A 25814-nucleotide genomic window follows, 5' to 3' on the forward strand; every position below is an offset into this window, starting at 1 on the left:
TGCAGCGGTTTCCGATCTCGACGGTGTGCCGGCGGTGACCGAGTGCTCCGGGTTCGCGCAACGCGCGCTGTCGGCGGGCCCGGCCGACTGCCGTGTCCGGCTGTCAGCTGCTGCCGCAGAGGTCTGAACTGCCCCTGGAACCGGTCTGTGCCGAAGGTGGCCACGGCAGTCGTGCCTCGAAAGATGGCGGGAGGGTCAGGCCGCGTCGCGGCGCCATATCCCGTCTCCGACATCGACGGGTGTCTTCAGCCGGGCCGCCTCGGGTCGTAGGTCCGATGCCCGCGGTACTGGATCGTCCGCTTCGGTGTGTGTCATGCGAGCAAGGGTCAACGCGGGGTCTGCCGCCAGGCCATACGTATTTCTGCGCTGCGGGCCCCGCCCCGGGTCCGCGTAGTTTTGCGGGGTTGTCCTACAGGGTGGGCGCCTGGTTGGCTGTCCACCAGGACGCGATCCGGGCGCGGGAGCCGAAGCCGAGCTTGGCAAGGATGTTCTTGACGTGGCCGTCGACCGTGCGCGGGGAACGTCCGAGTGCGGAGCCGATCTGCCGGTTGCTCATGCCCTGGGCCACGAGCGCGGCCACCTCCCGCTCTCTGCGGGTCAGGAGGCTCGGGGCGGTGGCCGGTTCCGGGGCGGCCGTGTCGGAGTCGGGGCCGGCGAGAGTGTGGGTGCGGGGCTCCACAGCGAAGGCGATGGCCCGGTCGGGGCTACCGTGCGGACTGCCTTCCTCGAACACCGTCTGGTACGAGGCCGGGCCCAGGGCGTCGATGACCTCTGCCTCGCAGCGCGCGTGGTGCTCGGCCATCCGCGGGTCGAACGCGGTGATGGCGGTGCCGGCGTCCCTCCACAGGTGGTCCGCGGCGCCCAGGAGCCGAGCGGCCTGCTTGCGATCGCCCACGGAGGCGGTGGCCCAGGCGAGCACTTCCAGCATCCTCGCGACCGCTGAATGGTCGTTGAAGCCCCTCATGCTCTCGAGCGCGGCTCGGGCGTGTGCCCCGGTCCCCTCCTGGTCACCCCGCTGCCAGGCGTCGAAGCCGAGGGCCAGCAGCACCTGCGCGCGTCCCCATCTCTCTCCAGTCGCCTCGGCGGCGTTGATCAGGTGCCCGCCCGTCTGCGCCGCACGCGGGTCCCCTACATAAGCCTGGAGGCAGGCCAGCGCGAGCAGCCAGCCGGCCGCCCCGCGTTCGTCGCCCAGCGCCGTCAGGGTGGCCAGCGCGTCCTCGTACCGGGTCATGGCTTCCCCCAGCCGCCCCCGGAAGTGCGCCGACACTCCGCGAAAGCCCCGCACGTCGGCCAGCAGGGCCGGGTCGCCCAGCTCCTCGCCGATCGCGTCGGCCTCATCCAACCACCGGTCGGCCACCGCCAGATCACCCTGACACAGCGCCACCCAGACAGCGCTCACCAGCGCCCGGGCCCGTGCCGGTGTGGGCTCGGACGCCACCGCCAGAGCCCGGTCGAGCTGACGGCGTCCCTCGCCGAGGAAGCCGCCGACGCACCAGTGGAAGGCCAGCGCGGCGGCCAGCGCCAGCCGGGCCTGGGGGTCGGCTCCGCCGAGGGCCGCCAGCAGGTTGCCGTGCTCGGCGCGCAGCCGGGTCAGGTTCTCCACCTGGCCGGGGCCGTACCAGCCCTTGTCGACGCGCTGGGCGAGGGCGAGGAGGAAGTCGCGGTGCCGCAGCAGCAACCTGTCCTCCTCGCCGGACTCGGCGAGTCGTTCCCGTCCGTATTGCCGGATGGTCTCCAGCAGCCGGTAGCGCGGCAGGCCCTCGGCCTCGCAGGTCAGCACCACGGACTGGGCGACGAGTCGGTCCAGGAGGTCCAGCACTTCGTATGCTTCGATGCCCTCGCCCGCGCAGACTTCCTCGGCCGCGTCCAGGCCGAAGGTCCCGGCGAAGACCGACAGTCGGTTCCACAGCAGCCGCTCGACGGGAGAACACAGCTCCCAGCTCCAGTCGACCAGCGCACGCAGCGTGCGCTGCCGTGGCGGCGCGGTCCGGCAGCCACCGGTGAGCAGCGCGAACCGATCCGCCAGCCGATCCGCGGCCTGGTCGACGGTGAGGGTGCGCAGCCGGGCCGCGGCCAGCTCGATCGCCAGCGGCAGCCCGTCCAGGTCGGCGCACAGCCGGAGGACCTGTGCCCGGTTCGCGTCGGTGACCTGGAAATCCGGCCGGACGGCGGAGGTTCTGGTCCGCAGCAGTTCGACTGCCTCGTCCGGGGGCAGCGGGGGCACGGTGAAGACATGCTCGCCCGTGATGCCCAGTGTCTGCCGACTGGTCGCCACCATGCGCAGCCCGGCGGCGGCCGGCAGAAGCGTCTTCGCCAACTCGGCGCAGGCGTCGACGAGATGTTCGCAGTTGTCCAGCACGATCAGCGCGTGCCGCCCGGCCAGATATCCCGTGAGCTGCTCCAGGACGGGCCGGGTGCCCATGTCCGGCACGCCCAGCGCGGCCGCCAGCGTGTCTGCCACCGCCGACGGCACCCGCACCGGGGCCAGGTCCACTACCCACGCACCGTCCGCGAACTCCTTGCGGGACTCCGCGGCCACCTCCAGGCCCAGCCGGGTCTTGCCCATCCCGCCTACCCCGGTCAGGGTCAGCAGCCGCGCCGTGGCCAGCACACGCCGGACCTCGGCGACCTCCCGCTTCCGCCCCACGAAAGGGGTCAAGGCCGCGGGCAGGTTCCCCGCTTCGGATACCACACTGGTCGGGACAACCATGTTCACTCTCACCGGCAATCGTGTGGGCGACGTACCGAAGCACCATCGGCGCGGTGCGGCCGCAGCACACCGTTGCGCCCGCGGCCTCGGCCACAGCCGAGGCATCTGCCCCTCGACCTGTGCAATAGCGTCATCCGCCCGGCAGGGGACAGGGACCGCCCCCGGCGACCGAGGCTCTCAGCGCAACAACGACGGCATACCTGCGTGAATTGCTTTCCGCGTGTGCGCGTGACGAATATCGGCACCGCACTATCCCTTTCAACTGGAGCAGCCAGGCCATAATTGCACACATGCGAGCAATTATCTAAATGACGGTGCTCACAGTCCGCTGCGGCAACATCTGGATGCTCGACGCCCACAGCAGAGACGAAAGACGTCCCGACCTGCCTCGTCACGACCGGCCCGGCACCCGTGCAAGGACTCCCACTGTCATGCGGCATGGCTTGCCGCCGGGTGGGCGCGAAGCGCACCGGAGGCATTCGTCATGATCAAGCCCAGCCAGTGTCAACGACGCTCGTGATCAATACGCCTGGGCCGGTCAGCCCCCCCCCATTTGGCAGGGCGAGTTGGGCGAGGCTAAGGACTTCCCGCGATACACGTCCCGGCTTCCGACTCCGGGGATCGCTGCTGTGGTATTGGGAGCCCGAAGGCTACCTAGGGGGTCGTGGCTACGAGGTTTCAGGCGTTGCTGCCACACCTGGAGTAGCGCAAACGTCGGCTGACCACAGAGGCGGAGGTTCGGCCGCTGGCAGGGCGGGATCAGGCTCGTCGCCGCTGCGACCGGGGTCCGGAAGGCCACGGTTCGCACGGAGAGTTCTGACCGACGCCCCGGACGCCACCTGAGAGCGGATTCCGTGCGGAGACGGCGCGAAGGCCGGCCCGTCACAGCCCGTCCCGCCTTGAGGAGGTCGCCTACTGCCTCACCTTCGCCCTCGCGGAGGCAGACGTCTCCGAACTGGTCCGCCTGGCCGGCTCCCGATGGGCCGTTGAGGAGTCCTTCCCGGCCACGAAGAACGAGCGCGGCCTGCACCAGTACGAAGTCCGCCGCTACGTTGGCTGGTACCGCCGCATCACTCCGCCCATGCCCGCGCACACCTTCCTGGCCGCGATGGCCGCTCACGCCCTCGAAAAGGACGCCGAAGACACGGTCCGAGCAGTCTCGTTCCCTTCGCCGTGGCCGAAGTGCGACAGCTCCTGGATCTTGCCTATTCCCAGCAGTCCGGCTGCCGCGGCCCGTCATGAACCACCACCTAGCATGACAAATAAACAAACCCAACTAGATTACTGGCCGAGCAGCCCGCTCACTCCTCTGATCGTGATGGTCAGGCCGAGGATGGTCACGACAGCCGCGGAGACCATCGGCAGCCACCGGATCAGCGGGCTCCACCTGTCCGGGCGCTGGAACCCTTCCAGCCTCGTACGGGCGCTGACCAGGATCAGTCCGAGTCCGACCAGCACCCCGGCCAGCCCGACACTGAACGCGACGATCATGGCCAGGCCCAGCGCCGTGCGGTTGAGCCCGATGGCGAGCAGGAGCACGCCCAGAGCCTCGGGACAGGGGATGATCCCGCTGGAGACGCCCATGGCGGCGAGACCACGGAAGGTGGTGGGGACGGTCAAAGGCGCGTGATGGTGGTGACCCTCTCCGTGACTGTGGCTATGGCTATGGCCATGGCCATGGCTGTGGCTGTGGCTGTGGCTGTGGCTGTGGCTGTGGCTGTGGCTGTGAGCGTGCCCGACGCGCTGCTGCCAGCGGCGCAGTAGCAGTCGCGCGCCGAGGACCAGTACGACCGCCCCAGCGGTTATCTCCAGTACCGGCACCAGGACTTCGGGTACGACGAACCGGCCCGCGAACAGCACCAGCGTGCCGAGGGCGATCACGGAGGCGGTGTGGGTGACGGTGATGACCGCGCCGAGGCCGACCGCCTGCCGGGGGGTGCTGTTGGCGCCGACCAGGTAGGAGGCGAGGAGTGCCTTGCCGTGTCCGGGTGTCAGGGCGTGGAAGGCGCCGAGCAGGGCGCAGGTGCCGATCAGCAGGAGCAGTGCCCAGGGGGAGGTCAGCGGGGCGCGCAGGGCACTGAGCATCGTCCCCTCGCCTTCCCCCGCGTCGGCGGAGCTCGGAACGGTGTCTACCTCTCCCTCCCCGAACATGAGCGTCATGGCCCGCCCCTCGTCTCCTCTCTCGAACCCGCTGGGGCGCACCGCGTCCGTTGCCGCGACCAGCACGTCCGCCTGGACCGTCGTACGGACGCCGGGGTCGTACGCGTTGGTGAAGACGACCTGGCCGAGGCTGCCGGGCGACGGCAGTTCGGCCGTCAGGCCGACGCGTACGGCGCCGCCGGCTGCGGCGAGCAGCGCGTACTCGGCGTACTCACTGCCCGTCACGGTCAGCTTCACCTCCCGGCCGTCCACGCGCAGCGCGAGGGCAGAGGTGACACGGTGCAGGTGGACGGCCCGCTCGCGGGCGTCCAACTCCCCGTCACCGTCGGTGTCGAGGGATTCGGCGAAGGCGGGTGCCACCAGCACGCCAGGTGTGATGGCGAGTTCGACGTCGAGGCGGGTGGTGGTGGGCGTCAGGTATGCCTGCTGCGCCACCTCGTCGGTCGGGTGCGCCTCGGCGGGTACGGCGGCCATGCCCGACCCGGCGACGGCCAGCGAGAGGGCCGCCGTCCACCGGGCCAGGCGACGGGTGCGGGGGGAGATCACGGACGTCAGTCCTCGGCGCCGTAGTCGTTGCCGTTCTCGCGGTAGATGGCGTGGATGTGGGTGACCCCGCCGGCGTTGGCGCCCTGGCCCTGCTGGTGGGCGAACTCGATGGTGTACGACGGGCTCTGCACCCGGTAGTAGATCGGCTGGTCGCTCTCTGTCGAGCCGTACCAGGCGAAGTAGGTGCTCTTGAGGTTCTTCTTGGCGTCCGCCAGCTTGGCCTTCGCCTGCTCGTCGTTGAGCGGGGTGATCCACTCGTCGATCAGGCTGAGCAGCAGCTTCTGCTGCTTCGCGGTGAGGTCGGACGCCTTGACGCCCTCGCTCTCCAGCGTCTTCCCGTCCTGCCCGGCGCCCAGCACGATCTCGGTGACCGCAGTGTCCAGCTCGGCCGTCTCGAACTGCTCGTCGTCCAGCGACTGCACGACCTTGAATGCCTTCTCGGTCTCGCCCTTCAGCGGCTCGACCTCGTTGCCGTCCTTGTCGTAGTACGCGGGCTGGGCGGCCCACAGGGTCGGGCCGAGCGTCATGGTGTCGCCGGTGAGGGTGATGTTGGTGCCGAGGTGGTGGCCGCCGTACTGGAGTGTCCACTGTCCGGTCTCGGACGGGGTGCCCAGGACGCGGATCCAGTAGTGGTCCGCGCCGAAGTCGAGGTCGATGCCGCCCGCGTCCTTCAGGACGCCGTCGCCGTACGTGATCCCGGTGACCTGCTCGTAGCCGTCCTCGCTGAGCGCCGCCTTGAGGATGGCGAGCACAGCGGCCTGCTGCTCGTCGTCGAGGGAGTCCATCCTGAGGCCCGCCCGCTCGAAGAGCTGGTCGGGCAGGTTGGACCACTGCGACAGGTTGGCCTGGGTGCGCTCGGCCTGCACGGACGACTTCTGCGAGTCGTCCAGGGTCGCCAGGAACGCCTTGGTCGCGGTCAGGACCTGGGCGGCCGCCTTGCCGCCGCCGGAGCCGGAGCCGGACGACGTGGTGGCGGAGGCCGAGGCGTCCGTGGACGTCGACGACGACTCGGAGTCACCCGACCCACAGGCAGTCGCGAACAGAAGCACGGCGGCAACACCGGCCGCGAGACGGTATTCGGACACGGCAGTTCTCCAATGGAGGGGAAGGGAGAGGAGGGGAGAGCGGGGAGCGGGGAGCGGGGAGCGGGAGGGGACGACGCTCCAGGCGGTGATCATGGAGAAAACTGATGGAAGCGTCAAGTGTGATCGGGGCCGATCACGTTGCCTGACGGTAGGCGAAAACTCTGTTTACGCAGATGAGGCATGCGTTCGCCGCGCGATCGCTGACGAAATTGCTAACAAAATGACAGCTTCGGCCCCGATGCGAGACGGGCCGTGCGGAGCTGGTCGACGAAGCCGCGGATGGGTTCGAGGCTCTGGATGGCGGACGGTGCCGCAGCCGATTGCCCTTGGCCGGCAGCGCGGCACGCCGGGCAAGGAAATGTGCCCCGCACCCGCCGATCGGGACCGGCGTCGACGCCGGTCCCGACAGGGGCGCTGTCACTCGTCGGGGATACCGGCGCCACTGAGGGCCGGGACGGCGTTCTCCGGGTGGGCGAGGGAGCGGGCTCCGAGCCGGAACTGGTCGAGTTTGTCGACGATGGTCTGGCCGACCGGGGTGTGGCCCCAGATGCTGATGCCCTGGTGGGTGCTGGGTTCCCAGGTGGACTCGTCGACGACGATCGGGTTCCAGCCGACCTCCCACTCGAAGCCCGAGGGGGTGCGGGCGTAGTAGGAGAGTTCCCTGTCGTTGGTGTGCTGGCCGACGGACAGCGCCATGTCGAAGCCGAGTTCACACACCCGCTGGTAGCTGCGGGCCACGTCGTCGAGGCTGGTCACCTCGATGTTGAGGTGCTGCACCCGGGTGCGGATCGGGTCGATGGGCAGGCCGCGGACGGCGGCGATGGCGATGGAGTGGTGGCGTTCGTTGACCCGCAGGAAGCGGATCTTGAGCTTGACTCCGCTGATCGTCTCGTCGATGTAGTCGGTGAGGCGGGCGTCGAAGACCGTGTTGAAGTAGCCCCGCAACTGGGCCGGCTTGGTGGACGTGATGGCGACGTGGCCCATGCCCGAGTCGCCGGTGACGAACCCGGAGGCGAGCATCCGCAGCGGCTCGGCGGACTTCACCGGGGTGGTGTAGATCTCCTGGGTGATGCCCTTGGGGCCGGGGAAGCGGAGCAGACGCTCGACGCCCCGCAACTCCGCCTCCTCCTTGGTGCCTTCGACGACGGGGACGCCGTGGGCGCGGATGCGGGCCTCGATCTGCTCGAACGTGGCGTGGTCGTCGAGGTGCCAGCCGGTGGCGACGACGTCCTCGGCGAGCCCGCGCCGGAGCAGGAAGCGGCACTCCTGGTCGTCGAGGCGGAACCGCATCAGGCCGGCGTCGAGGTCGTCGCGGTGCATGCCGATGGCCTCAGTGCCGAAGCGGCGCCAGTCGGCGAAGCGGTTGGTCTCGATGACGACGTAGCCGAGGTGGACGGCGCCGAAGACCGAAGCGGTGGTGTTCATCGGCGGCCTGCCAGGAAGTCGGCGCACAGCCGGTTGAACAGCTCGGCGCGTTCGAACTGGACCCAGTGCCCGGTGTTGGCGACCTCGTACAGGTCGCAGTTGGGCATCCTCCCGGCCAGCATGGGACCGCCGGAGGGGCGGTTGACCTTGTCCGCCGCGCCCCACAGCACCAGGGTGGGCACGGGCAGCCGGGCCAGTCGCTTGTCGCGGGTGAAGTCCATCTTCCACAGGGTGCGCAGCGCGTTCGGGCCGGACGGGCGGCGCAGCGGCGGCGCCGCGACGACGTCCGGGTCGATGCTGTCCTGGTACCGCGCGTCGATCACACTGTCCGGCACGTCGGCGGCGTTGAAGACGAGGTAGTTGCGGATGAACTTCTCCAGCTTCAGCCGCGAGGGCCCGTCCCCGGAGTAGTAGTTGAGCAGGCTGTTCAGGCCCGGGGTGGGCAGCGCACGCGTGGTGCCGATGCCGCCGGGGCCCATGAGGACCATGCGGTCGACGCGGTCGGGGGTGTCCAGGGCGAGGCGCAGGGCGCAGGCGCCGCCGTAGGAGTTGCCGACCAGGTGGGCCTTGTCCAGGCCGAGTTGGTCGAGCAGAGCGCGGATCGTGTCGGCGAGGTACCCGAAGGGGTCTGCGCCGTCGACGCCCTTGGTGCTTCGTCCGTAGCCGGGCAGGTCCGGGACGATGACCCGGTACTCCTTGGCCAACTCCGCGATGTTCCGAGCGTAGTTGGAGACACCGGAGGCACCGGGTCCGCCGCCGTGCAGCAGCAGGACGGGCGGGCCCTCTCCGGTCTCCGCGACGAAGATCTTCTTGCCGGCGGCGTCGAGCAGGGACTCCTGCATCGACGGCAGTTCGGCGTGCGTGGTCATGGCAGTCCTTACGGGGCGATCGAGGCGGTCGGGTGCGCTGCCGTAGCGAAACCGGCGGGAGGCGGCGGGAGTGGGGCGCCGGTGCGTGCGGCGGCGTAGACGTAGGCGTCCGGGCGCAGGGCGAGGGTGGCCACGCGGTGCTCGGCCAGCCAGGGCAGCAGCACGCCCTCGCTGTCGACGACCGTGCCCTCGGCCGGCTCGGAGCCGGCGGGCGTGACGGTCAGCGAGGGAACGCCGGCGCGGTCCCACGCGGGCTGGGGCACGGACGGGCCGCCGTGCAGGAGCAGCCAGCGGCCGCCGAGTACGTCGTCAAGGCATACGCGTTCACCGTCGGGGCCGGTGACCCAGGGCTGCGGGATCTGGTGGCCGGACGCCTTGGTGCGGGGGCGGGCCTGGAAGCCGTCGGCGTAGTGGGCGATGGGGATCCAGTTGGAGTCCTGGAGCCAGTTACTGAAGCCCGGTATGCGGTTGAGGCCGCGCAGTGCGGTGTTCCTGATGCGGGTTACCGGGAGGCGCCGTTCGGTGATGATCCGCCCGACGAACACCGCCCGCTTGGTGATCTCCTTGACGTGCGGCTTGCGTTCGGCCTCGTAGCTGTCCAGCACTTTCTCGGGCAGTTCGCCGCGCAGCACGGCGGCCAGCTTCCAGCACAGGTTGGCCGCGTCGCGCACTCCGGCGGCCATGCCCTGGCCGATCCACGGCGGCATCGCGTGGGCGGCGTCGCCGGCCAGGAAGACCCTGCCCATACGGAAGCGGGCGGCGAAGCGAACGTGGTGGCTGTAGACGGTGGCCCGCAGGATCTTGATCTGGTCCGGGCTGATCCCGTACCGCGACACCATCGAGTGGATCGCGTCGTCTGTGGTCAGGTACTGCTCGTCGTCGCCGGGGAGGATCGGGAACTCCCAGCGGTGATGGCCGAGCGGGGTCGGGCAGTCCACGGCAGGCCGCGTGGGGTCGCAGCGGAAGCGCAGCCGGTCGTGGTCCGGCCAGGGCTTGAGCATCTCGGTGTCGATGACGACCCAGCGGTCCTCGTACGTCTTGCCCTCGTAGCCGATATTGAGCTGGGCACGGGTGAGGCTGGAGCCGCCGTCGGCAGCGATGACGTAGGAGGCTCGCACCCGGTGCAAGGAGTCGTCGGCGGTCCCGACCACCGTCAGCTCCACGCCCTCCGCATCCTGCCGCAGCCGTAGACACTCGTGCCGCAGCAGGACGTCCACGTTCGGGTAGCGGCCGACGCCCTCTCGCAGCACCTGTTCCAGCGCCGGCTGGTAGATGAACATCTGCGGCGGATGGCCATGGCCGCGCGGGCTGGGGTGTGCGCTGATGAAGGCACGGCCCTTGGCGTCGACGAAGTCCAGCGGCCGCTCGGCCAGCATGTCTTGCTTCAGCCGCTCGGCCAGACCGGCGCGCTGCCAGATCCGCATGACCTCCTCGTCCGTGGAGATCGCCCTGGCCCGGGAAAAGATCTCGGCGTCGCGCTCGAGTACGACGACCCTGAGACCCATCGCCCCAAGCAGGTTCGCCGCGGTCACTCCTGTGGGTCCGTAGCCGATCACGGCCACGTCATACGCCTCGTCTTCGGCTCTGTCCCTGGCACGGGTTCCGCTCACCAGGCCACCTCACTGTCATCCCTGAACTACATCGGCTCTTGCTGTAGCATTCACTCCAATTAGAGTAATCGCTACGGTAAAGTGGGTACACGACGAGGTCAAGAGCTGGACTGAGGGAGGGGCGGATTCGATGACCAGGCCGCAGGGGGCGCGCCAGAAGCGCGCGAACGGGGTGGAGTCGCGGCAGCGGATCCTCGACGCCGCGGTGGAGATCGCCGGTGAGCGGGGGTACGAGGGCACGTCGATCGCGGCGGTGAGTACCAAGTGCGGGCTGCCCGCGAGCTCGATCTACTGGCACTTCAAGGACAAGGACGATCTGATCGCCGCCGTCATCGAGCGCAGTTTCGAGACATGGCTCGCGGCCGTGGAACTGCCGGGGGAAGAGACGGGCACGCCGCTGCAGCGGGTCACGAGCATGGCGGCGAACGTGGCGAAGTCGCTCGTCGACGCCCCGGACTTCCTGCGCCTGGGTCTCATGCTCGCCCTGGAGCGACGGCCCACCGAGCCCCGGGGCCGGACGGTGTTCCTCCAGGTCCGTGACATCGCAGGCCGGAAGATCACCGAGGTGATCGAGATCCTGGCCCCAGACCTGGACGAGGACGCCGTACGCACGCTCACCACCTATGCCGTCGCCGGCGCAGACGGACTGTTCATCCAACGGGAGGTCGTCGGCGACGCCGTCGACCTCGTCGCGATGTTCGAGCTGCACGCGCAGTTGGTCTATGAAGCGGCCATCTGTATGGCTGCGAGGAGCGGGGGGCGACTCTGAACGCCTGACAGCGGGTCCGGCCGGGTGCGACGACCCGACGGAACCCGTCGCTGCGGGCTTCCGGCTCGGCACGCGGATGGACGAGTCCCACCCGGAACTCATCAGGTCCTGCGCCCCGCTGCCTCGGACAAGTCCACTCGGGCCGCTTCACAGCCCTCGAACCTCGCCGAGACGGCGCTGCGCATGCTGGGCGTCCCGACGGTCGACGCCCGCCAGGTCGACGCCCGTTGCCCGACCTCGGCCGAGAAGGAGGGCGGCCGGCCGCCCCTCCCGGCACCGCCCCGGCCGTGCGCCGCTCAGGCACGGCCGCCCTGGGATGGAGGAGTACGGCGGATCCGCCGGGCGGCCTCCTCCTGAACCGCCCCGCCTGGAGCCTCAGGCGACGCCCGCGCGCTCCGCCTCCGCCGCATCCTCCTGAGCAGACTTTCCGGCGCGCTTGCGTCCCGGCAGGACGACGAGAACGATCAGGGTGCCGGCGGCCATGATGATGCCGCCGATGAGGCTGGTGTGCGCGACGCTGTGCGCGAAGGACTCGTTCACCGCGTCCACCAGTGCCTGCGCCTGCTGGGCGCCGGTGGTGGAGGTCTTCGCGAGCTGTTCGGCGACCGCGAGGCCGCCGCCCACGGATTCCTTGGCGGTCTCCAGCGCATCGGCCGGGAGCTGTCCGCCGACCAGGTCGGTCAGCTTGTCCTGGTAAGCCGTGCCCAGCAGTGAGCCGAGGATCGCGATGCCGAGGGAGCCGCCGAGTTCCATGGAGGTGTCGTTGGCGCCACCGCCGACGCCGAGTTCGGACTCGGGGAAAGAGCCCATGATGGTGTCGGTCGCCGGGGACACGCTCAGGCCGATCGCGAAGCCGAGCAGCATCATCGGTGTCAGGAAGTCGGTGTACGTGGAGCCCTTGTCGACCTGCGTGAGCAGGAAGACACCCGCCGTGCCTATCAGCATGCCGGCCACAACCATCGGCTTCATGCCCAGCTTCGGGGTCAGCTGCCCGGTCACCGCGGCGCCGAGGAAGACGGCGCCGGCCAGCGGCAGCAGCCGTACGCCGGTTGCCAGCGCGTCGTAGCCGAGGACGAACTGCAGGTACTGGGTGGAGTAGTAGATGGCGCCGAAGGTGCCGAAGAAGAAGAACAGCACCGCGAGCATCGCACCGCTGAAGGGGCGCAGCCGGAACTTGCGCACGTCCAGCATGGGGTGCGGGTGGCGTAGCTCCCACGCGACGAAGGCGACCAGGCCGACACCGGCGACCACCGCGGCGGCGATCGGGCCGGCGCCCCAGCCGAAGTGCGGGCCCTCGATGGTCGCGTAGACCAGGCAGCCGACCGAGACGATGGAGAGCAGACCGCCCACGTAGTCGATCCGGCCCATGCCTTCAGCCTTGGACGGCGGGATCAGGACCAGCGCGCCGATGACGGCGACGACGGCGATGGGGACGTTGATCAGGAAGGTCGAGCCCCACGCGTGGTCCTCCAGCAGCCATCCGGCGACCAGCGGGCCGACGGCGATGGCGAGACCGGACGTGGCGGTCCAGGCCGTGATGGCCCGCGTTCGCTCGCGCTTGGGGAAAGTCGCGACCAGCAGGGACAGTGTGGCCGGCATGACCACGGCGGCACCCACACCCATGATCGCGCGGGCCGTGATGACCAGTACGGTCTGGTCGACCAGGCTGCCCATCACCGAGCCGCCCGCGAAGATCACCAGGCCGGTGATCAGGGCGCCACGGCGGCTGTACTTGTCGCCGATCGAGCCCAGCACCAGCATCAGCGCGGCGTACGGGACGGTGTAGCCGTCGATGACCCACTGCAGATCACTGCTGGACAGACCCAGGTCCGTGGTCATGTCGGGCGCGGCCACGATCAGCGATGTGTTCGCCATGACCACGATCAGCAGACTCAGGCACAGCACGATCAGAGCCCACCAGCGGCGGGGATACGGCCCCGTCATCTTCTCGACGGGTGTGGTGGCGATCAAGGGCATGGGGGCTCCCAGGGGCGGGTTAATTGCACATCGATGGGTAGATTATTTCATTGCTCACCTATGTGCAAATTCTCCGAGGCCCACCACCCGTTCCCCTTCAAAAGGTGCTGATGTGACCAACGGACCACCCCCACACGCGCCACAGCGCCGCACGGCGCGCACCACCCGCGAACGCATCCTGGAGGCGGCCGGGCAAGAGCTGGGCCGCAACCCTGACAGCAGCCTCGCCGACATCGCCGAAGCCGCGGGCGTGGCACGTCGCACCGTCTACGTCCGCTTCGCCGGCCGGACCGCACTCGTCGAGGGACTCGCCGCGGATGCGGGGGAAGGGATACGCCTCGCGGTCACCGTCGCGAAAACGCCGTCCCCCGACCCGGCGAGTGCCCTGGCGCTCTTTGTCCTCACCCTGTGGCCGGTCGGCGATCGCTACCGCACACTCATCGCCCTCGCCTGCCGGGATCTGGGGGCCGATCGGGTGAGCGAACTCCTCTCCCCCGCCCGCGACACGGTCGCCGAGATCCTCGCCCGCGGCCAGCGGCAGGGCGTCTTCCACACCAGCGTTCCGCCCGGCCCCCTCAGCAGAGCCCTCGAAGCACACCTGCTGGCACTCCTGGACAGCGTCAACTCCGGGACCTGGGGCGACGACGGCACCGGCGCCGCCACCGCCGCGCTGATCGCCGCAGGCGTCGACCAGGACGACGCAGCTTCCACGGTCCAGCGTCTGCACGGCGCCGGGCACAGTCACCCCTCTGAAGGAGTCTCATGCGCCAGCCCCGCTACGGATATGAGGACGACGTCCCGTACGCGTCATTCGAGCCACCCGCGGCGCCCCGCAGGGCCCGACGGCCGGTCGTCGTCGGCGTCGTCCTGGTCGCGCTGACCCTCGTGCCCCTCGTGGTCGACCGGGTCGCGGCGGCCCACGTGGAGTCGCGCACGGCGAAGGCATTCCAGCAGGGCATGGACACGCCTGAACGGCCCGAGGTCCACGTCCGCGGCTTCCCGGTGCTGGCCCAACTGGCCTCCGGCACCCTGCGGCACGTGGACATCACCGCGCACGACATACCCGCCGACGGACCCGACCGCCCACTTCCGGTCTCCCGACTCGACCTCGCACTGGACGGACTGTCGAAGTCCGACGACGACACCGAGGCACTGGCACACTCGGCGGAGGCGACCGCCTACCTGTCGTACACGGACGTGTCCCACACTCTCGGGCTGGAGGTCTCCCAGGGCACCCGCCCGGGCCGGATCACTGCGCGCGTCCCGCTCCCCCTCGGCAGCGACGTCACCGTGACGGCCACCGTCTCGGCGGTCTCCGGCAACCGCGTCTCCTTCAAGGACTTCGAGGTCGCGGGCGGCGCACCGGCCACCACCCAAGCGCTGCTCGACAAGATCTTCGAGCAGCCGATCCCACTACGGAACGTCCCCGAGGGCCTGCACCTGCGCTCGGTCACCCCCACGGCGAGCGGACTCAGCGCCCGCTTCTCCGGCGAGTCGGTCACGTTCCGCCCCGACGGTGGGTCACAGAGCAACTCGGCTCAGGACAACTCGTCGTATCGCCAGGCGTGAGAACGAGGATGAGCCCTCGGCCGTCCACCGTCGCCTGAGCACCCGCGAGGTGGGGGCTGCGTACGGACCTGGCTCGCCGCCTTCGCCGCAGTCGGCCCTTACGAGGTCACCTCGCGCTTCTACCGCCCCATCCCTGAATGCATCGCCGGGGGGGACGTGGCGCCCGGCATGATCGACACCGACATGCTCTCCGCTCACCGAGGAACCCGGGATGCGGCGGTCCGCGGTGGAGGCCGTACCGCTGGGCCGGATCGGCACCGCGGGCGAGGGATTACCGGTTGCCGCGACGAAGCGCCGTCGGCGTCTGTCCGAACCAGCGCCTGCAAGCACGCGTCAGGGCCGACTGTTCGGAGAAGCCCAGGGCGAGTGCCACGTGCGACATCGAAAGGGAGGACTCCGTGAGGTACTGGTGCGCCAGTTCCCTCAGCGCCTCGTCGCGCAGGTGGTCGAAGCTGGTTTCCTCCTCGGCCAGGCGGCGCTGCAGTGTCCTGGGGTGGAGCGCCAGCATTCTCGCCACCTGCTCAAGGCCCGCTCCCGCCCGCCCGCCGGGAGTTCGCGCCATCGCGGTGCGGACGAGGTCGGCCGTGGACGAGCCGGGCGCCGGGTAGTTCGTGTCGAGGTAGCTGGTCGCGACCCGGCGGATCGTCTCGTCGACGTCCTGGAGAGGGACGTCCATCAGACGCTCGTCGATGATCAGGGCACCGTGGGCACGTTCCGGTCGCACTTCGGCTCCGAAGAAGCGCACGTAACTCGACAGCGGGGCAGCGGGCGAGTGCGGCAGCAGCACGGCCCGGGGCCGGTATCCGCTCCTGACGACGAGACCGAGAAGCCGGTGGGCCGTGGCGAGACCCAGCTCCATCGCCTGACGGGCGGGCGGGCGGGGGTCGAGCACCATCTCGAAGCGCATCGCGACGTGGCCGGGGAACTCCTGGCCCGCGGGGACCAGCGCCAGGGTGAGCGACGGGCTGTGCACGAACAGGTACTGCGCCGCGGTCTGGATCATCTCCCGCACGGTCGGCGTGTTCTGCAGGACCAGGGCCAGTGGTCCAAGTGCGGTCGGGTCCTGCGCATGCGCCATCCGCAGACCGAAGTCCGGGCAGCGCAGACCTACCGCCGACGCCTCCAGCAGATGCATCGCAGCGCGCGCCGGAACCAGGGCATCCTCCTCGTCCAGCGCCTGACCGGGCAGACGCGCCGATGCGAGTAGCGCGTCCGGGTTCCCGCCGAGCTGGCGGACCAGACTCGCCCAGCCCCGCAGGGTCGCGGCCCGCACCAATGGTTCCATGTCGTGCAAAGTAAAAATTCTGTCGCATGATGTCAAGCAAACCCTCGTGCACCGCGCCACACTCACTGCTGGCGCCCGTTACTTCGAGTAGCGGACACGCCTCTGCGGGCCCAGGGACAGGCTCGCCAGCCAGCGGGTCACACGCCAGGTCCGGCCGCCGGGACGCGTCGCGGACAGGGCAGGGTGACCGCCCGACTTCAGTCGGGCTGCTGCCCTGAGCCCACCCGCCATCGACCTGCGGCCCGCCCGCACCCATCGGAAGGCATCGAGCCGCGTGAACGCATTCGCAGACAGGGTCGCCGTCATCACCGGAGCGGGCTCCGGCATCGGCCGGGCGCTGGCCGTCGCACTCGCCTCCAAGGGGGCCAGGCTGGCCCTGTCCGACGTCGACACCGCAGGGCTCGCCGCAACAGTACGGCGAGTCGAGGCGTTCGGCGCCGACGTCGAAGCAGCGCGGGTCGACGTCTCCGAGCGTGAGGCCGTCTTTCGCTACGCCGGTGAGGTCGTCGGTCGGTTCGGGCGGGTCCATCAGCTCTACAACAACGCCGGCATCGAGTACCACGGCGCGTTCGAGCGCTCCGCTCTCGAGGACGTCGAACGGATCATGAACGTCGATTTCTGGGGCGTGGTGAACTTCAGCAAGGCGTTCCTGCCGCACCTGATCGCGTCGGGGGACGGACACCTGGTCAACGTCTCGAGCCTGTTCGGCCTGATGTCGGTGCCCGGGCAGAGTGCCTACAGCTCGGCGAAGTTCGCGGTGCGTGGCTTCACCGAGTCGCTGCGCCAGGAGATGCTGGCAGCCGGCCACCCCGTCAAGGTCACGTGTGTGCACCCGAGCAGCGTCAAGACGGCCATCGCACGCAATGCGGGTGTGCCGGCCGGCGACGACCGAGCCGCAGTGGTCAACCTCTTCGACCGCAAGCTGGCCCGCATCTCCCCCGACGACGCGGCACGGACGATTCTGCGCGGCGTCCGCAGGAACAAGGCACGTGTCCTCGTCGGCGCCGACGCGAAGTTCCTCGACGCCTTCGTCCGCATCGTGGGGCCTTCCTACCAGCGCGTCACCGCGGCCGTCGCGGCGCGAGCACTTACCGACCACTGAACCGGCAGCACTGGCAACCGGCCGTCGTGGACGACTCGGCCACGACGCGCCCGAACATCACAGCATCCATGAGGTAGAGGAGAGCCACCGATGCCTACTCCCCCGACCAGCCCGCTCCTGCGCCCCTTGCGGATCGGCCCGCTCACCGTGCCGGGCCGGCTCTACAAGTCGGCGACCAGCGAGACCCGTGCCACCGACGACGGGTACGTGACGGACGAACTGCTCGAGTTCTACGAACCGATGGTGCGGGCCGGTACCCCGCTCATCGTCACCGGCAACCTCTACGTCTCTCTGCAGTCCAAGTCCGCGGGACGTCAGGCGGGCATCGACGCCGACGACAAGAAGGCCGGCCTGCGGGACTGGGTCGACCTGGCGCACAGCGGCGGCAGCCTCCTGATCGCCCAGCTCAACCACGGCGGCCGTCAGATGGTCAGGTCGGCCGACCCGGGCAAGGCACCGGTGTCCGCGTCAGCGGTGCGCGAGCCCCTGTACGGGACGAAACCGAGGCCCCTGCGCCGGGACGAGATCCCGGCCGTGGTGGAGACCTTCGCGGCCGCCGCGGAGCGGGCCCGGGGCGTGGGGTTCGACGGCGTACAGATCCACGCCGCCCACGGCTACCTGCTCGGCCAGTTCCTCACCCCGCACACCAACCGCCGCACTGACGGGTACGGCGGCAGCCTCGACAACCGGATGCGCCTGCTGCGCGAGGTGTACCGGGCGATACGCACCCGCGTCGGCGACGACTTCCCCGTACTGCTCAAGCTGAACGGCACCGACATGCTCCCCCTGCGCCGCGGGGCGACGACTGCCGAGCTCGTGCGCGTCGCCAAGGTGATGGAAGGCGAAGGCATCGACGCGGTCGAGATCTCGAGGGCGCACTACGAGTCGTGGCCGGGCATGATCCTGGGACACTACAAAGGGTTCATCCGCGGACAGATCACCGAGGGCTCAGGGATGTCGATGACGCGTCGGCGACGCCTGGCGATGCTGGCTGCCGCCCCCGTCATCGAACGTGTCGCAGAGCGTCTCGCCCCTGGCGGCGAGGGCTTCAACCTCCCCCAGGCCGAGCAGTTCACCGCGCGGCTGGACATCCCGGTGATCTGCGTCGGTGGGTTCCACACGAGGGAAGGGATGGAGTCGGCCATCGACAGCGGCCGCTGCGATGCCGTCTCGGCGGCCCGAGCCATGATCGCCGACCCGTTCCTGTTCAGGAACGTGCAGGACCCCATGCCGGGTCGGCCGGTGTGCGAGTACCGCAACGGATGCATCGCCCGTTTCGGCGGCAAGGCGATCGACTGCTACGTCGAGCCGATCCGCATCCAGAAGAACCACATGCTGCGACGGACGGAGCAGGCGTGAACCACATCCCGAGCGACCACGAGCCCTTTGGCACCCGCCTGGGCAGCCCGATCACCGGGAGTAGGACGGCTCCGGTACCGACCACTTCGGGAATCTTCCCGGTGTGGCTCCGCGAGGACCTGCCGAGAGAAGTCGCCCGCCAGTACTGGAAAGGACCGCACGCGCAGATCGTCGCGCGGCTGCCCAGCATCGCCGAATACCTCCAGCATCACTTCTCCCCCACCGATCACGGCTACTGGCCCGCGTCTCCTACGGTGGGCACCGTCGTCCCCCCGAACTGGCGCTGTGACGGCATCGCCGAGGTCCGGATGGTGAGCATGGCCGGCGCGCTCACCATCCCGGTCCATATGCGAGAGGTGTACCTCGACGAGCAGAACGTCTTCGACCGGGTGCTCGGAAACCTGACCGGCCCACGGGGAGGCCGCTGGTGGACCGACGGCCACGACGTCGGCGTCGGCCACCGCACCGTCCTGCTGCTGCGACGACGTCGCGGATTGAGCCGCCGCGCGTTCCGCAGATACGTGCACGAGCGCATCGGTCCCGCGCTCCACGAGGCTGGTGCGCGTGACCTCCGCACGTACACCTTCCTGCCCTGGACCTCGCTTCCGCATCCCACGCCCGGCATCTCGCACGACAATCCGACCTTCCGCCGCTACCACGGATGTGTCGTCCTCGGAGCCGACAACCGCGCCGCCGTGGACGAGATCCTGGCGTCCAAGCAGATCGCCGATCTGGTCGCCGATCAGCACACGGTCATGACGGCCGTCCACGCATTCACTGTCGAGCACACCGAGCCGGTCATCAGGACGGGCGCTCCGGTCCGGCCCTGAGGCAGGCCACCCGGGGGGGCTGCGCGAGCTCGGTCAGTTGATGGCGGCACGGCGTCTCCCACAGGCGCGGGGGCAAGGTCACGGTAGTGACTGCAAACGGATGGCATGGAGAAGCCATGAGCAACCGGGCAGACGTCACCTTCGAGTCGGGCGGTGAGAGGTGGGCGGCATGGGCTGCCCGGCACTGTTTCAGCTGTGTGAGAGAGAATTGATGATCAACGGCCGGTGGCCGGCGTCGGGCCTCACCGGCCGTGCACAGCCGTGATCGGTGCGGCGCCATCTCCGGTCGGCACGGTGGTCGGGTCGTCGAGGATCCGGTCCCGGCCCACCTGGACGGCCCCGTGGAGTGTGGCGTCGGCGCCGAGGACGCCTACGGACACGGTGAGCCCCACGCCCGGGATCTCGGTGCGGCGTCCGGTGAGGCGGGCGTCGATGCCGGGGGTCAACCAGGGCGCCCACTCGGCGAGATAGCCGCCGAGGACGGCCTCGCCGGCGTCGGTGGCGCTGGCGACGGCCAGGAGTGCGGCGCCCAGGGCATGGCCGGCGCGGTCGAGCGCCGCAAGCGCTTGAGGGTCCCCGGACCGCAGGCGACGGCTGAGTTCGGCGCGGTCGTCGCCGGGCCGTTGCCCCGGGGCCGGGGCGCCCATCCCGGCAGCAGCGATCAGGGCCCTGAGACTGAGATAGGAGTCCAGGCAACCGCGCGAACCGCACAGGCAGGACCGGCCGTCGAGGGACACCGGGACATGGCCGATCTCGCCGGCCATGCCATGGCTGCCCTGATGGACACGGCCTCCTATGAGCAGTCCGCCGCTGACTCCGATCTCGCCCTTGACGTAGACGACGGTGTCGGGCCGGCTGACGCCGGCGGCGGCCAAGGCGTGGTACTCGGCGAGTGCGGCCACGTTCGCCTCGTTGACGACCTCGACCGGACAACCCAGGTCAGGCAGGTGTCCGGTGACAAGTCCTGCCAGATCGGTCACCCCCCACCCGAACCCGATGGCCGCCCCCACCACACCCTCGATCACCGGCCCAGGCACAGCGATGACAACCCGCCCCACATGCGCACCCCCGGCCCGAGCGACAGTCCGCTCGACGGCCCGGGCGATCATTGCGGCCACGGGCCCGGGCTTCCGCCCGGCCTTCCACCTGGGCATCAGCCCACCGGTCGGCCCCGTTCGCCGCTCGGCATCCGGCCCAGCCACCGCTCCCGCATCCGGTCCGGTCACAGCCCCGGCCGTCCGCCCCACCGCCCCTTCCCCCGGCGGACCGCCCGGCGGCCCAGGAGCCCCCAGCGGCACGTCATGCGCCACCCGCTCCGCATGAACCACCGCACCCCCAAGATCGGCGGCCCACACACGCACGTACTCCCACGACACCTGGACGGCCACGGTCCACACCCGCCCGGGAACCTGCCGCAGCAGACGTCTAGGCCGCCCCCGCCCGCCCGAGAGCGCGGCGCCCGCCTCCTCCACCAGCCCCCGCTCGATGAGATCCGCGACCAGCGCAGTCACCGAGGCGTGCACCAGCCCGGTGGCGGCGGCGATCTCGGTGCGCGCACAGGGGCCGAACGCCTCGATATGGCGGAGCACGAGGGACAGGTTGGCGCGGCGCACGTCCGCGGAGTCGGCTGGACTGATCACGCAACCGATTGTCCCCGACCGGTCTGGTAGCGTGGAACCATATTTTTCACACGTTGAAAAATTTAGCTGAGGGTTCCCTGAGAAGTCGACGAAATTGTTGACGATCCGCTCGAAACATCACTAGCTTCACGAATGCCAACACAAAGGGCAGGCGATGAACCGCGTGATGAGGAGAGCGACCATGCAGCACAGGGCAATCAAGCGAAGGAACGTCGTCATCGGGATCGGCGCGACCGCCGGTGTCGCCGCGGTCGGCGGCATCGCGCTGACGGCGCAGGCGTCGAGCGACAAGCAGGGCTCCACGACATCCTCCGACGCCCTGGTCTTCGACAAGGACGACTACACCGAACTGACCGAGACGCTCGCGGACGCGTCCGGTACCGACCACTCGGTGACGTACCACTTCTACAAGCCCCGCAACTACGTCACCAACCCCAGCGACGACACCCACCAGAGCCTGGTCGTCAGCGTCCCCGTCAAGATCGACGGCAAGGCCGTCGACGCCTCCAGGGCGCCGATCGTCCTGGCGAACGCGGTGGGCGCCTACATGCCGTCGACCGTCGCGACCGCAACGGGTGTGGGGCAGGCCGCGCTGGAAATGGGCGCCATCGGCGGCGGCACCGGAACCGGCGGGATGCCGTCCGGGATGCCCACCGACGGGTCGATACCCAGCGGCATGCCCTCGGGCGGTCCGGGCGGCGGCACGGGGGCCATCAACGGCATGGTCAACCTCGCGAAGCTCGCGCTGGTGGCGGGCTACGTCGTCGTCGAGCCCGGCACCCGCGGCCGCAGCCTGACCGACTCGTCCGGTACCTACTACGGAACGGCCCCGGCGGTCATCGTGGACCTGAAGGCCGCGGTGCGCTACATCCGCTTCAACAAGGGCCGCCTGCCCGGCAACGCCACCCGGATCGTCTCCACCGGCACCAGCGCCGGTGGTGCCTCGTCCGCCCTGCTCGGCGCGTCCGGCGACAGCAAGATCTACGACACGTACCTGAAGGAGGCCGGTGCCGCCGAGGCCTCCGACGCGATCTTCGCGACCGGCGCCTGGTGCCCGATCACCGACCTGGAGCACGCCGACGGCGCCTACGAGTGGAACTGGGGCACCAACGTCACCCAGTCCACCGGCAAGGTCGTCGACCAGACGGTGTCGAAGGAACTGCAGTCCCAGTTCGCGGAGTACCAGGCGAAGTTGAAGCTGCGCGGCCTGAACGGCTACGGAACCCTGACCGCCCGCAACTACGACGACTACCTGCTCCAGACCTATCTCCAGGCGTCCGCGACCAAGTACCTCGCCGCCCTGTCGGATTCGGACCGCGAGACCTACCTGGCCAAGAACACGTTCATCACCTGGTCCGGCGGCAAGGCGACCTTCACGTGGGAGGACTACCTCGCGCACGTGGGCGCGCGGAAGAAGACCACGCCGGCCTTCGACGCCTTCGATCTGTCTGCGGGTGAGAACAACGAGTTCGGCACCGGTACGACCGAGTCGCGCCACTTCACGGCGTACAGCGCCAAGAACGACAGCACGGGCCTGAGCAGCACGCGCGTCGCGAGCGACATCCCCGAGAAGCTGCGGCTGATGAACCCGATGTACCACCTGCTCGAAGAGCGCAACCCGAACCGCTCCAAGCACTGGTGGATCCGGCTGGGCACCAGCGACACCGACACCTCGCACGTCATCTCCGCCAACCTCGCCGCCGCCGTGGACAACCTCGGCGACAACGTCAACCACTCCTTCTACTGGGACCAGGGCCACGCCACCAACGAAGACCCGGGCGACTTCCTCGAGTGGGTCGCCAAGGTAACCGGCTACAAGAAGTAGCCCGGGTCGGGCACCCCCGTAACGAGTCGCCGGCGTCTCACCGAGTACGTCACCGAAGGGCCCCACCGTTTACGGTGGGGCCCTTCGGCGTGCCTTGATGCAGTCGGCCCGCCTCAGGGGCGGTTGACGTCCTCGTACACGGCGAGCAACCCGCGCACCGCACCGCCGACAGCGGCGACGTACATCCGCAGCACGTGGTCGAGCTCCTCCTCGGGGTGGGCCAGCCACCAGTGGCCGAGCTGCTCACCGATACCCGAGATGACGTGGGCGGCCGCCAGGAGGCTTGGTCGATCGAGCCCTACGGGATAGGGCGAGGCAACGTCCGCGATGCGCTCGATGGTCTGCCGCCGGAGCTTGATGAGCTGTTCGGCCATGTCGCCGCCGAGCCCGGAGGAGGAGGTGAACAGCAGCGCCCACCGGCGTGGGTCGTTGGCGACGAGTTCGAGGAAGACGCGGCCTCCGGCGGTGATCAACTCGTCCATGTCGCCACCGGCCGTCGCGATCGCCGTGACAAGGGTGTCCTCGAACTCATGGCGGGCCCGTCGCACGCACGCCACGAAGATGCCCTCCTGTGATCCGTGGTGCTGGTACACGACCGGACGGCTGACGCCGGCGGCACGGGCGATGTCCTCGACGGAGACGCCTTCGTAACCGCGCTCGGTGAACAGGTCCTCGGCGACGTCGAGCAGCTGCTCTTCCCGCTGCTTGCCGGTCAGGCGTCGGCGTGCTGCGACGGCCACGTGTCCTCCGAATGGTTCCGTACCTGGCGGGCTCATTGACAATCCAACTTACGAACCGTAACTTACGATCCGTAAGTTACACATCGTAACCTTCTGGCCGGGAGTATCGCATGAGACTGGGGATGGACCGCGGGGCGCTGGTCGCGTGGGACCCGGACGGCAAGGAGTGGGTCGTTGTCGGCGAGCGGTGGAACCACGACCTGCTGGCCTTCCTGGCCGACGGGGAAGAAGCGGTGCGTGAGGCCGAGCGCGTGTTCGCCGATCCGGAGCGGGCCTCGGGCCGGGCGCCGGGTGGGCTGCCGTTCGCGCCGGCTTCGCTGCGCGCGTTCGCCCTGTGGGAGTCCCACATGGTCAATGGGGCGAGGGGCATGGTCGCCGTGTTCGGCTCATCGGGCGTCCGTCGGCTGACGCGGGGATTCGAGGCGGTGACCGGTCGCGTACTGCCTCCGTTGCGCCCCAAGGCCAACTACTACCGCGAGCCGCAGTTCTACATGGGCAATCACCGCTCGGTGCTGCCGGACGGAGCCGACGTGGCATGGCCGTCGTTCGCCCAGGTCCTTGACTTCGAGCTGGAGTTGGGCGTCGTCATCGCCCGCGAGGTCAGGGACTGCACGCCGGCCGAGGGACTGGCCGCCATCGGCGGCTTCGTCGTCATGAACGACTGGAGCGCCCGTGACACCCAGTGGGACGACACCCGGCGCGGCACGTTCGGCGGCGTGGTGAAGGCCAAGACGTTCGCCGGTGCCATGTCGGCGGTGGTGGTGACGGCCGACGAAGTTCTGCCCCGGTGGCGCGACCTGACCGGCCGGGCGCTGGTCAACGGGGAAGTATGGGCGCAGGGCAGCACCGCCTCACCCCTGCATGACCTGGGGGCAGCCGTTGCCTATGCCGCACGCGGTGAGTCCCTCGGCCCCGGCGAGATTCTGTCGAGCGGCACTCTGCCGGGCTGCTGCGGGCTGGAGATGCGCCGCTTCCCCCGTCCCGGCGACGAGGTTCACCTTGAGCTCGATCTGGCGGCCGGGGAACCGGTCACGCTCACCAACACCCTTGGTGCGCGTCCGCGCCGTACCTCCGAGGACAAGCGGGGCGTGGCCGTGGTGACCGGCTGCGACTCCGGCATCGGCAAGGAACTGGCCAGGGAGTTGCACCGCCGCGGCCGCACCGTGTACGCGACTGGACTGAAGGCGGAGGCCATGAACGACCTGGCCGCCGCCGGACTGCGGGTCGCCGCCCTCGACGTCACCGACCCCGCGAGCGTGAACGCATTGATCAAACGCCTCGCCGCAGACGGTGAAACGGTGGACCTGCTGGTCAACAACGCCGGCTACGGCGCCATGGGCCCGGTGATCGAGATGCCGATCGCCGATGTGCGCCGACAGTACGAGGTGAACGTCTTCGGCCTGCTCACGACCACACAACAGTTGGCTCAGGGCATGATCGAAGCCGGTAGAGGCACCATCGTGAACATCGGATCGACCTCAGGGCTGCTGACCTCACCCTTCGCCGGCGTCTACTGCTCCACCAAGTCCGCGGTCCATGCGCTCACCGATGCCATGCGGATGGAGCTCGCACCCTTCGGAATCGCCGTCGTGCGCATCGAACCGAACCAGATTCGCACCCGCTTCGGCGACACCGCGACCGCCGGCCTGACCGCTCGCATCTCAGCGGATTCGCGGTACTTCAGACTGCGTGACGCGATGACCTCCCGCGCCCAGGGATCGCAGACCAGCAACGCCATGCCGGCCGATGCATTCGCCCGGAAGGTCGCCGACGCCGTGCTGTCCGACAAGCCCCCCATCAGGCTGAGGCTCGGCCGCGAAGTGTGGCCCTACACCCTGCTCAAGCCATTCCTGCCCTCCCGCCGGATCGACGCGATCCTGAGCAATCGCTTCGGCCTGGACAGGCTCAGCGCATAGGGGCGATCGTGACCCGCCGCACACTCGTGTCGTCATAAGCCAGTTCGTCTTCCGGGACGGGCGCGAAGTTGTGGTTTTGCCACGCTTCCGCGACCAAGCGGACCGTCATGTCGGTGGCCAGGGAGCGAAACTCGTTACGGGTGGCACGACTGACCAGGTCGCGACGGTACGAAGACATGCTGAGAAGATACGACGCATCATCGTGGTGAGGCTGCCCGTTTTCCATCGAACGACCAGAGACCGCCGCGAGTCTGGCGGTAACGGAAGGTGAGCGGTGCCCATCACGCCTCGAATACCGCCACAGCATCACACCGGCTCTCCCACAGGCGGCTCTCTGGGGAGAATCTGGGGAGTACGGGCGACGCTGGGGAGCGCGTGGGGAGAATCAGCTGCGTAA

General features: G+C 69.4%; 19 protein-coding genes. 8 read left to right on the plus strand and 11 right to left on the minus strand.

Translation table 11 applies throughout. The annotated features are described in order from the left end of the window. Positions 1 to 409 precede the first annotated feature (409 nt). The 6 genes from OG787_RS08295 to OG787_RS08320 form a co-directional block, all read right to left on the minus strand. Positions 410 to 2659 carry a LuxR C-terminal-related transcriptional regulator gene (locus OG787_RS08295; protein ID WP_405534732.1) on the minus strand — a complete coding sequence of 750 codons (2250 nt, stop codon included), beginning with the start codon at positions 2657 to 2659 and terminating at the stop codon, positions 410 to 412. A 1332-nt stretch (positions 2660 to 3991) separates the two neighbouring features. Beyond that, positions 3992 to 5416 carry a nickel/cobalt transporter gene (locus OG787_RS08300; protein ID WP_405534733.1) on the minus strand — a complete coding sequence of 475 codons (1425 nt, stop codon included), beginning with the start codon at positions 5414 to 5416 and terminating at the stop codon, positions 3992 to 3994. 5 nt (positions 5417 to 5421) lie between these two features. After that, positions 5422 to 6501, minus strand: coding sequence for a DUF3500 domain-containing protein (locus OG787_RS08305; protein WP_405534734.1), 1080 nt, complete (start codon positions 6499 to 6501; stop codon positions 5422 to 5424). 417 nt (positions 6502 to 6918) lie between these two features. Then, a complete protein-coding gene (locus OG787_RS08310; RefSeq protein ID WP_405534735.1) occupies positions 6919 to 7926 on the minus strand; it encodes a VOC family protein in 1008 nt (335 codons plus the stop codon). Beyond that, positions 7923 to 8795 (minus strand): alpha/beta fold hydrolase, encoded by an 873-nt coding sequence (locus OG787_RS08315; RefSeq protein ID WP_405534736.1) that lies wholly within the window; start codon positions 8793 to 8795, stop codon positions 7923 to 7925. Before OG787_RS08315 ends, OG787_RS08310 begins: the two co-directional genes overlap by 4 nt. An 8-nt stretch (positions 8796 to 8803) precedes the next feature. Further along, positions 8804 to 10405, minus strand: a complete 1602-nt coding sequence (locus tag OG787_RS08320; RefSeq protein WP_405534737.1) for a bifunctional 3-(3-hydroxy-phenyl)propionate/3-hydroxycinnamic acid hydroxylase — start codon at positions 10403 to 10405, stop codon at positions 8804 to 8806. 130 nt (positions 10406 to 10535) lie between these two features. On the opposite strand from OG787_RS08320, the gene OG787_RS08325 reads away from it, so the two are divergent. Beyond that, on the plus strand, positions 10536 to 11174 hold the full coding sequence (locus tag OG787_RS08325) for a TetR family transcriptional regulator (protein ID WP_405534738.1): 639 nt from the start codon (positions 10536 to 10538) through the stop codon (positions 11172 to 11174). 375 nt (positions 11175 to 11549) lie between these two features. On the opposite strand, the gene OG787_RS08330 is transcribed toward OG787_RS08325, so the two are convergent. Further along, positions 11550 to 13151: an MFS transporter gene (locus OG787_RS08330; protein ID WP_405534739.1), complete on the minus strand. Its 1602-nt coding sequence runs from the start codon at positions 13149 to 13151 to the stop codon at positions 11550 to 11552. Positions 13152 to 13263: 112 nt separating this feature from the next. Here OG787_RS08330 and OG787_RS08335 point away from each other — a divergent pair, with 112 nt between their 5' ends. Together OG787_RS08335 and OG787_RS08340 are read left to right on the plus strand one after the other, a co-directional pair. Continuing rightward, complete coding sequence (locus OG787_RS08335) at positions 13264 to 14031, plus strand: TetR/AcrR family transcriptional regulator (RefSeq protein ID WP_405534741.1); 768 nt, start codon at positions 13264 to 13266, stop codon at positions 14029 to 14031. Further along, the gene (locus OG787_RS08340; RefSeq protein WP_405534742.1) at positions 13914 to 14720 is read left to right on the plus strand and encodes a DUF2993 domain-containing protein; all 807 of its coding nucleotides are present in this window, start codon (positions 13914 to 13916) and stop codon (positions 14718 to 14720) included. The genes OG787_RS08335 and OG787_RS08340 overlap by 118 nt, the downstream gene beginning before the upstream one ends. Before the next feature lie 271 nt (positions 14721 to 14991). Here the strand turns inward: OG787_RS08340 and OG787_RS08345 are convergent, their stop codons facing one another. Next, entirely contained in the window at positions 14992 to 16005 is a 1014-nt protein-coding gene (locus OG787_RS08345; RefSeq protein WP_405534743.1) for an AraC family transcriptional regulator, read from the minus strand. 274 nt (positions 16006 to 16279) lie between these two features. Between OG787_RS08345 and OG787_RS08350 the strand changes: the two genes are divergently transcribed. The 3 genes from OG787_RS08350 (at position 16280) to OG787_RS08360 (ending at position 19296) form a co-directional block, all read left to right on the plus strand. Further along, positions 16280 to 17107: an SDR family NAD(P)-dependent oxidoreductase gene (locus OG787_RS08350; RefSeq protein WP_405534744.1), complete on the plus strand. Its 828-nt coding sequence runs from the start codon at positions 16280 to 16282 to the stop codon at positions 17105 to 17107. A 90-nt stretch (positions 17108 to 17197) separates the two neighbouring features. After that, on the plus strand, positions 17198 to 18466 hold the full coding sequence (locus OG787_RS08355) for an NADH:flavin oxidoreductase (RefSeq protein WP_405534745.1): 1269 nt from the start codon (positions 17198 to 17200) through the stop codon (positions 18464 to 18466). After that, positions 18463 to 19296: a hypothetical protein gene (locus OG787_RS08360; protein WP_405534746.1), complete on the plus strand. Its 834-nt coding sequence runs from the start codon at positions 18463 to 18465 to the stop codon at positions 19294 to 19296. The genes OG787_RS08355 and OG787_RS08360 overlap by 4 nt, the downstream gene beginning before the upstream one ends. 242 nt (positions 19297 to 19538) lie before the next feature. On the opposite strand, the gene OG787_RS08365 is transcribed toward OG787_RS08360, so the two are convergent. Then, positions 19539 to 20936, minus strand: coding sequence for an ROK family protein (locus tag OG787_RS08365; protein WP_405534747.1), 1398 nt, complete (start codon positions 20934 to 20936; stop codon positions 19539 to 19541). 181 nt (positions 20937 to 21117) lie between these two features. Here OG787_RS08365 and OG787_RS08370 point away from each other — a divergent pair, with 181 nt between their 5' ends. Continuing rightward, positions 21118 to 22761: a subtype B tannase gene (locus tag OG787_RS08370; RefSeq protein WP_405534748.1), complete on the plus strand. Its 1644-nt coding sequence runs from the start codon at positions 21118 to 21120 to the stop codon at positions 22759 to 22761. 113 nt (positions 22762 to 22874) lie between these two features. Here the strand turns inward: OG787_RS08370 and OG787_RS08375 are convergent, their stop codons facing one another. Beyond that, a complete protein-coding gene (locus OG787_RS08375; protein WP_405534749.1) occupies positions 22875 to 23501 on the minus strand; it encodes a TetR/AcrR family transcriptional regulator in 627 nt (208 codons plus the stop codon). 110 nt (positions 23502 to 23611) lie between these two features. Between OG787_RS08375 and OG787_RS08380 the strand changes: the two genes are divergently transcribed. Next, positions 23612 to 25417 carry an SDR family NAD(P)-dependent oxidoreductase gene (locus OG787_RS08380; RefSeq protein ID WP_405534750.1) on the plus strand — a complete coding sequence of 602 codons (1806 nt, stop codon included), beginning with the start codon at positions 23612 to 23614 and terminating at the stop codon, positions 25415 to 25417. On the opposite strand, the gene OG787_RS08385 is transcribed toward OG787_RS08380, so the two are convergent. Then, positions 25407 to 25595, minus strand: a complete 189-nt coding sequence (locus OG787_RS08385; RefSeq protein WP_405534751.1) for a hypothetical protein — start codon at positions 25593 to 25595, stop codon at positions 25407 to 25409. The two genes, OG787_RS08380 and OG787_RS08385, sit on opposite strands and share 11 nt — an antisense overlap. Positions 25596 to 25814: the final 219 nt, after the last annotated feature.

The sequence above is a fragment of the Streptomyces sp. NBC_00075 genome (genome assembly GCF_045041225.1).
Lineage (GTDB): Bacteria > Actinomycetota > Actinomycetes > Streptomycetales > Streptomycetaceae > Streptomyces > Streptomyces adonidis.

What these genes read in the sequence shown, in the direction of transcription:
- OG787_RS08310 (WP_405534735.1), bottom strand. Translation starts at nt 7,926, where the DNA reads ATGAACACCACCGCTTCGGTCTTCGGCGCCGTCCACCTCGGCTACGTC.
- OG787_RS08315 (WP_405534736.1), bottom strand. Translation starts at nt 8,795, where the DNA reads ATGACCACGCACGCCGAACTGCCGTCGATGCAGGAGTCCCTGCTCGAC.
- OG787_RS08325 (WP_405534738.1), top strand. Translation starts at nt 10,536, where the DNA reads ATGACCAGGCCGCAGGGGGCGCGCCAGAAGCGCGCGAACGGGGTGGAG.
- OG787_RS08330 (WP_405534739.1), bottom strand. Translation starts at nt 13,151, where the DNA reads ATGCCCTTGATCGCCACCACACCCGTCGAGAAGATGACGGGGCCGTAT.
- OG787_RS08340 (WP_405534742.1), top strand. Translation starts at nt 13,914, where the DNA reads ATGCGCCAGCCCCGCTACGGATATGAGGACGACGTCCCGTACGCGTCA.
- OG787_RS08345 (WP_405534743.1), bottom strand. Translation starts at nt 16,005, where the DNA reads ATGGAACCATTGGTGCGGGCCGCGACCCTGCGGGGCTGGGCGAGTCTG.
- OG787_RS08355 (WP_405534745.1), top strand. Translation starts at nt 17,198, where the DNA reads ATGCCTACTCCCCCGACCAGCCCGCTCCTGCGCCCCTTGCGGATCGGC.
- OG787_RS08370 (WP_405534748.1), top strand. Translation starts at nt 21,118, where the DNA reads ATGCAGCACAGGGCAATCAAGCGAAGGAACGTCGTCATCGGGATCGGC.
- OG787_RS08380 (WP_405534750.1), top strand. Translation starts at nt 23,612, where the DNA reads ATGAGACTGGGGATGGACCGCGGGGCGCTGGTCGCGTGGGACCCGGAC.
- OG787_RS08385 (WP_405534751.1), bottom strand. Translation starts at nt 25,595, where the DNA reads ATGTCTTCGTACCGTCGCGACCTGGTCAGTCGTGCCACCCGTAACGAG.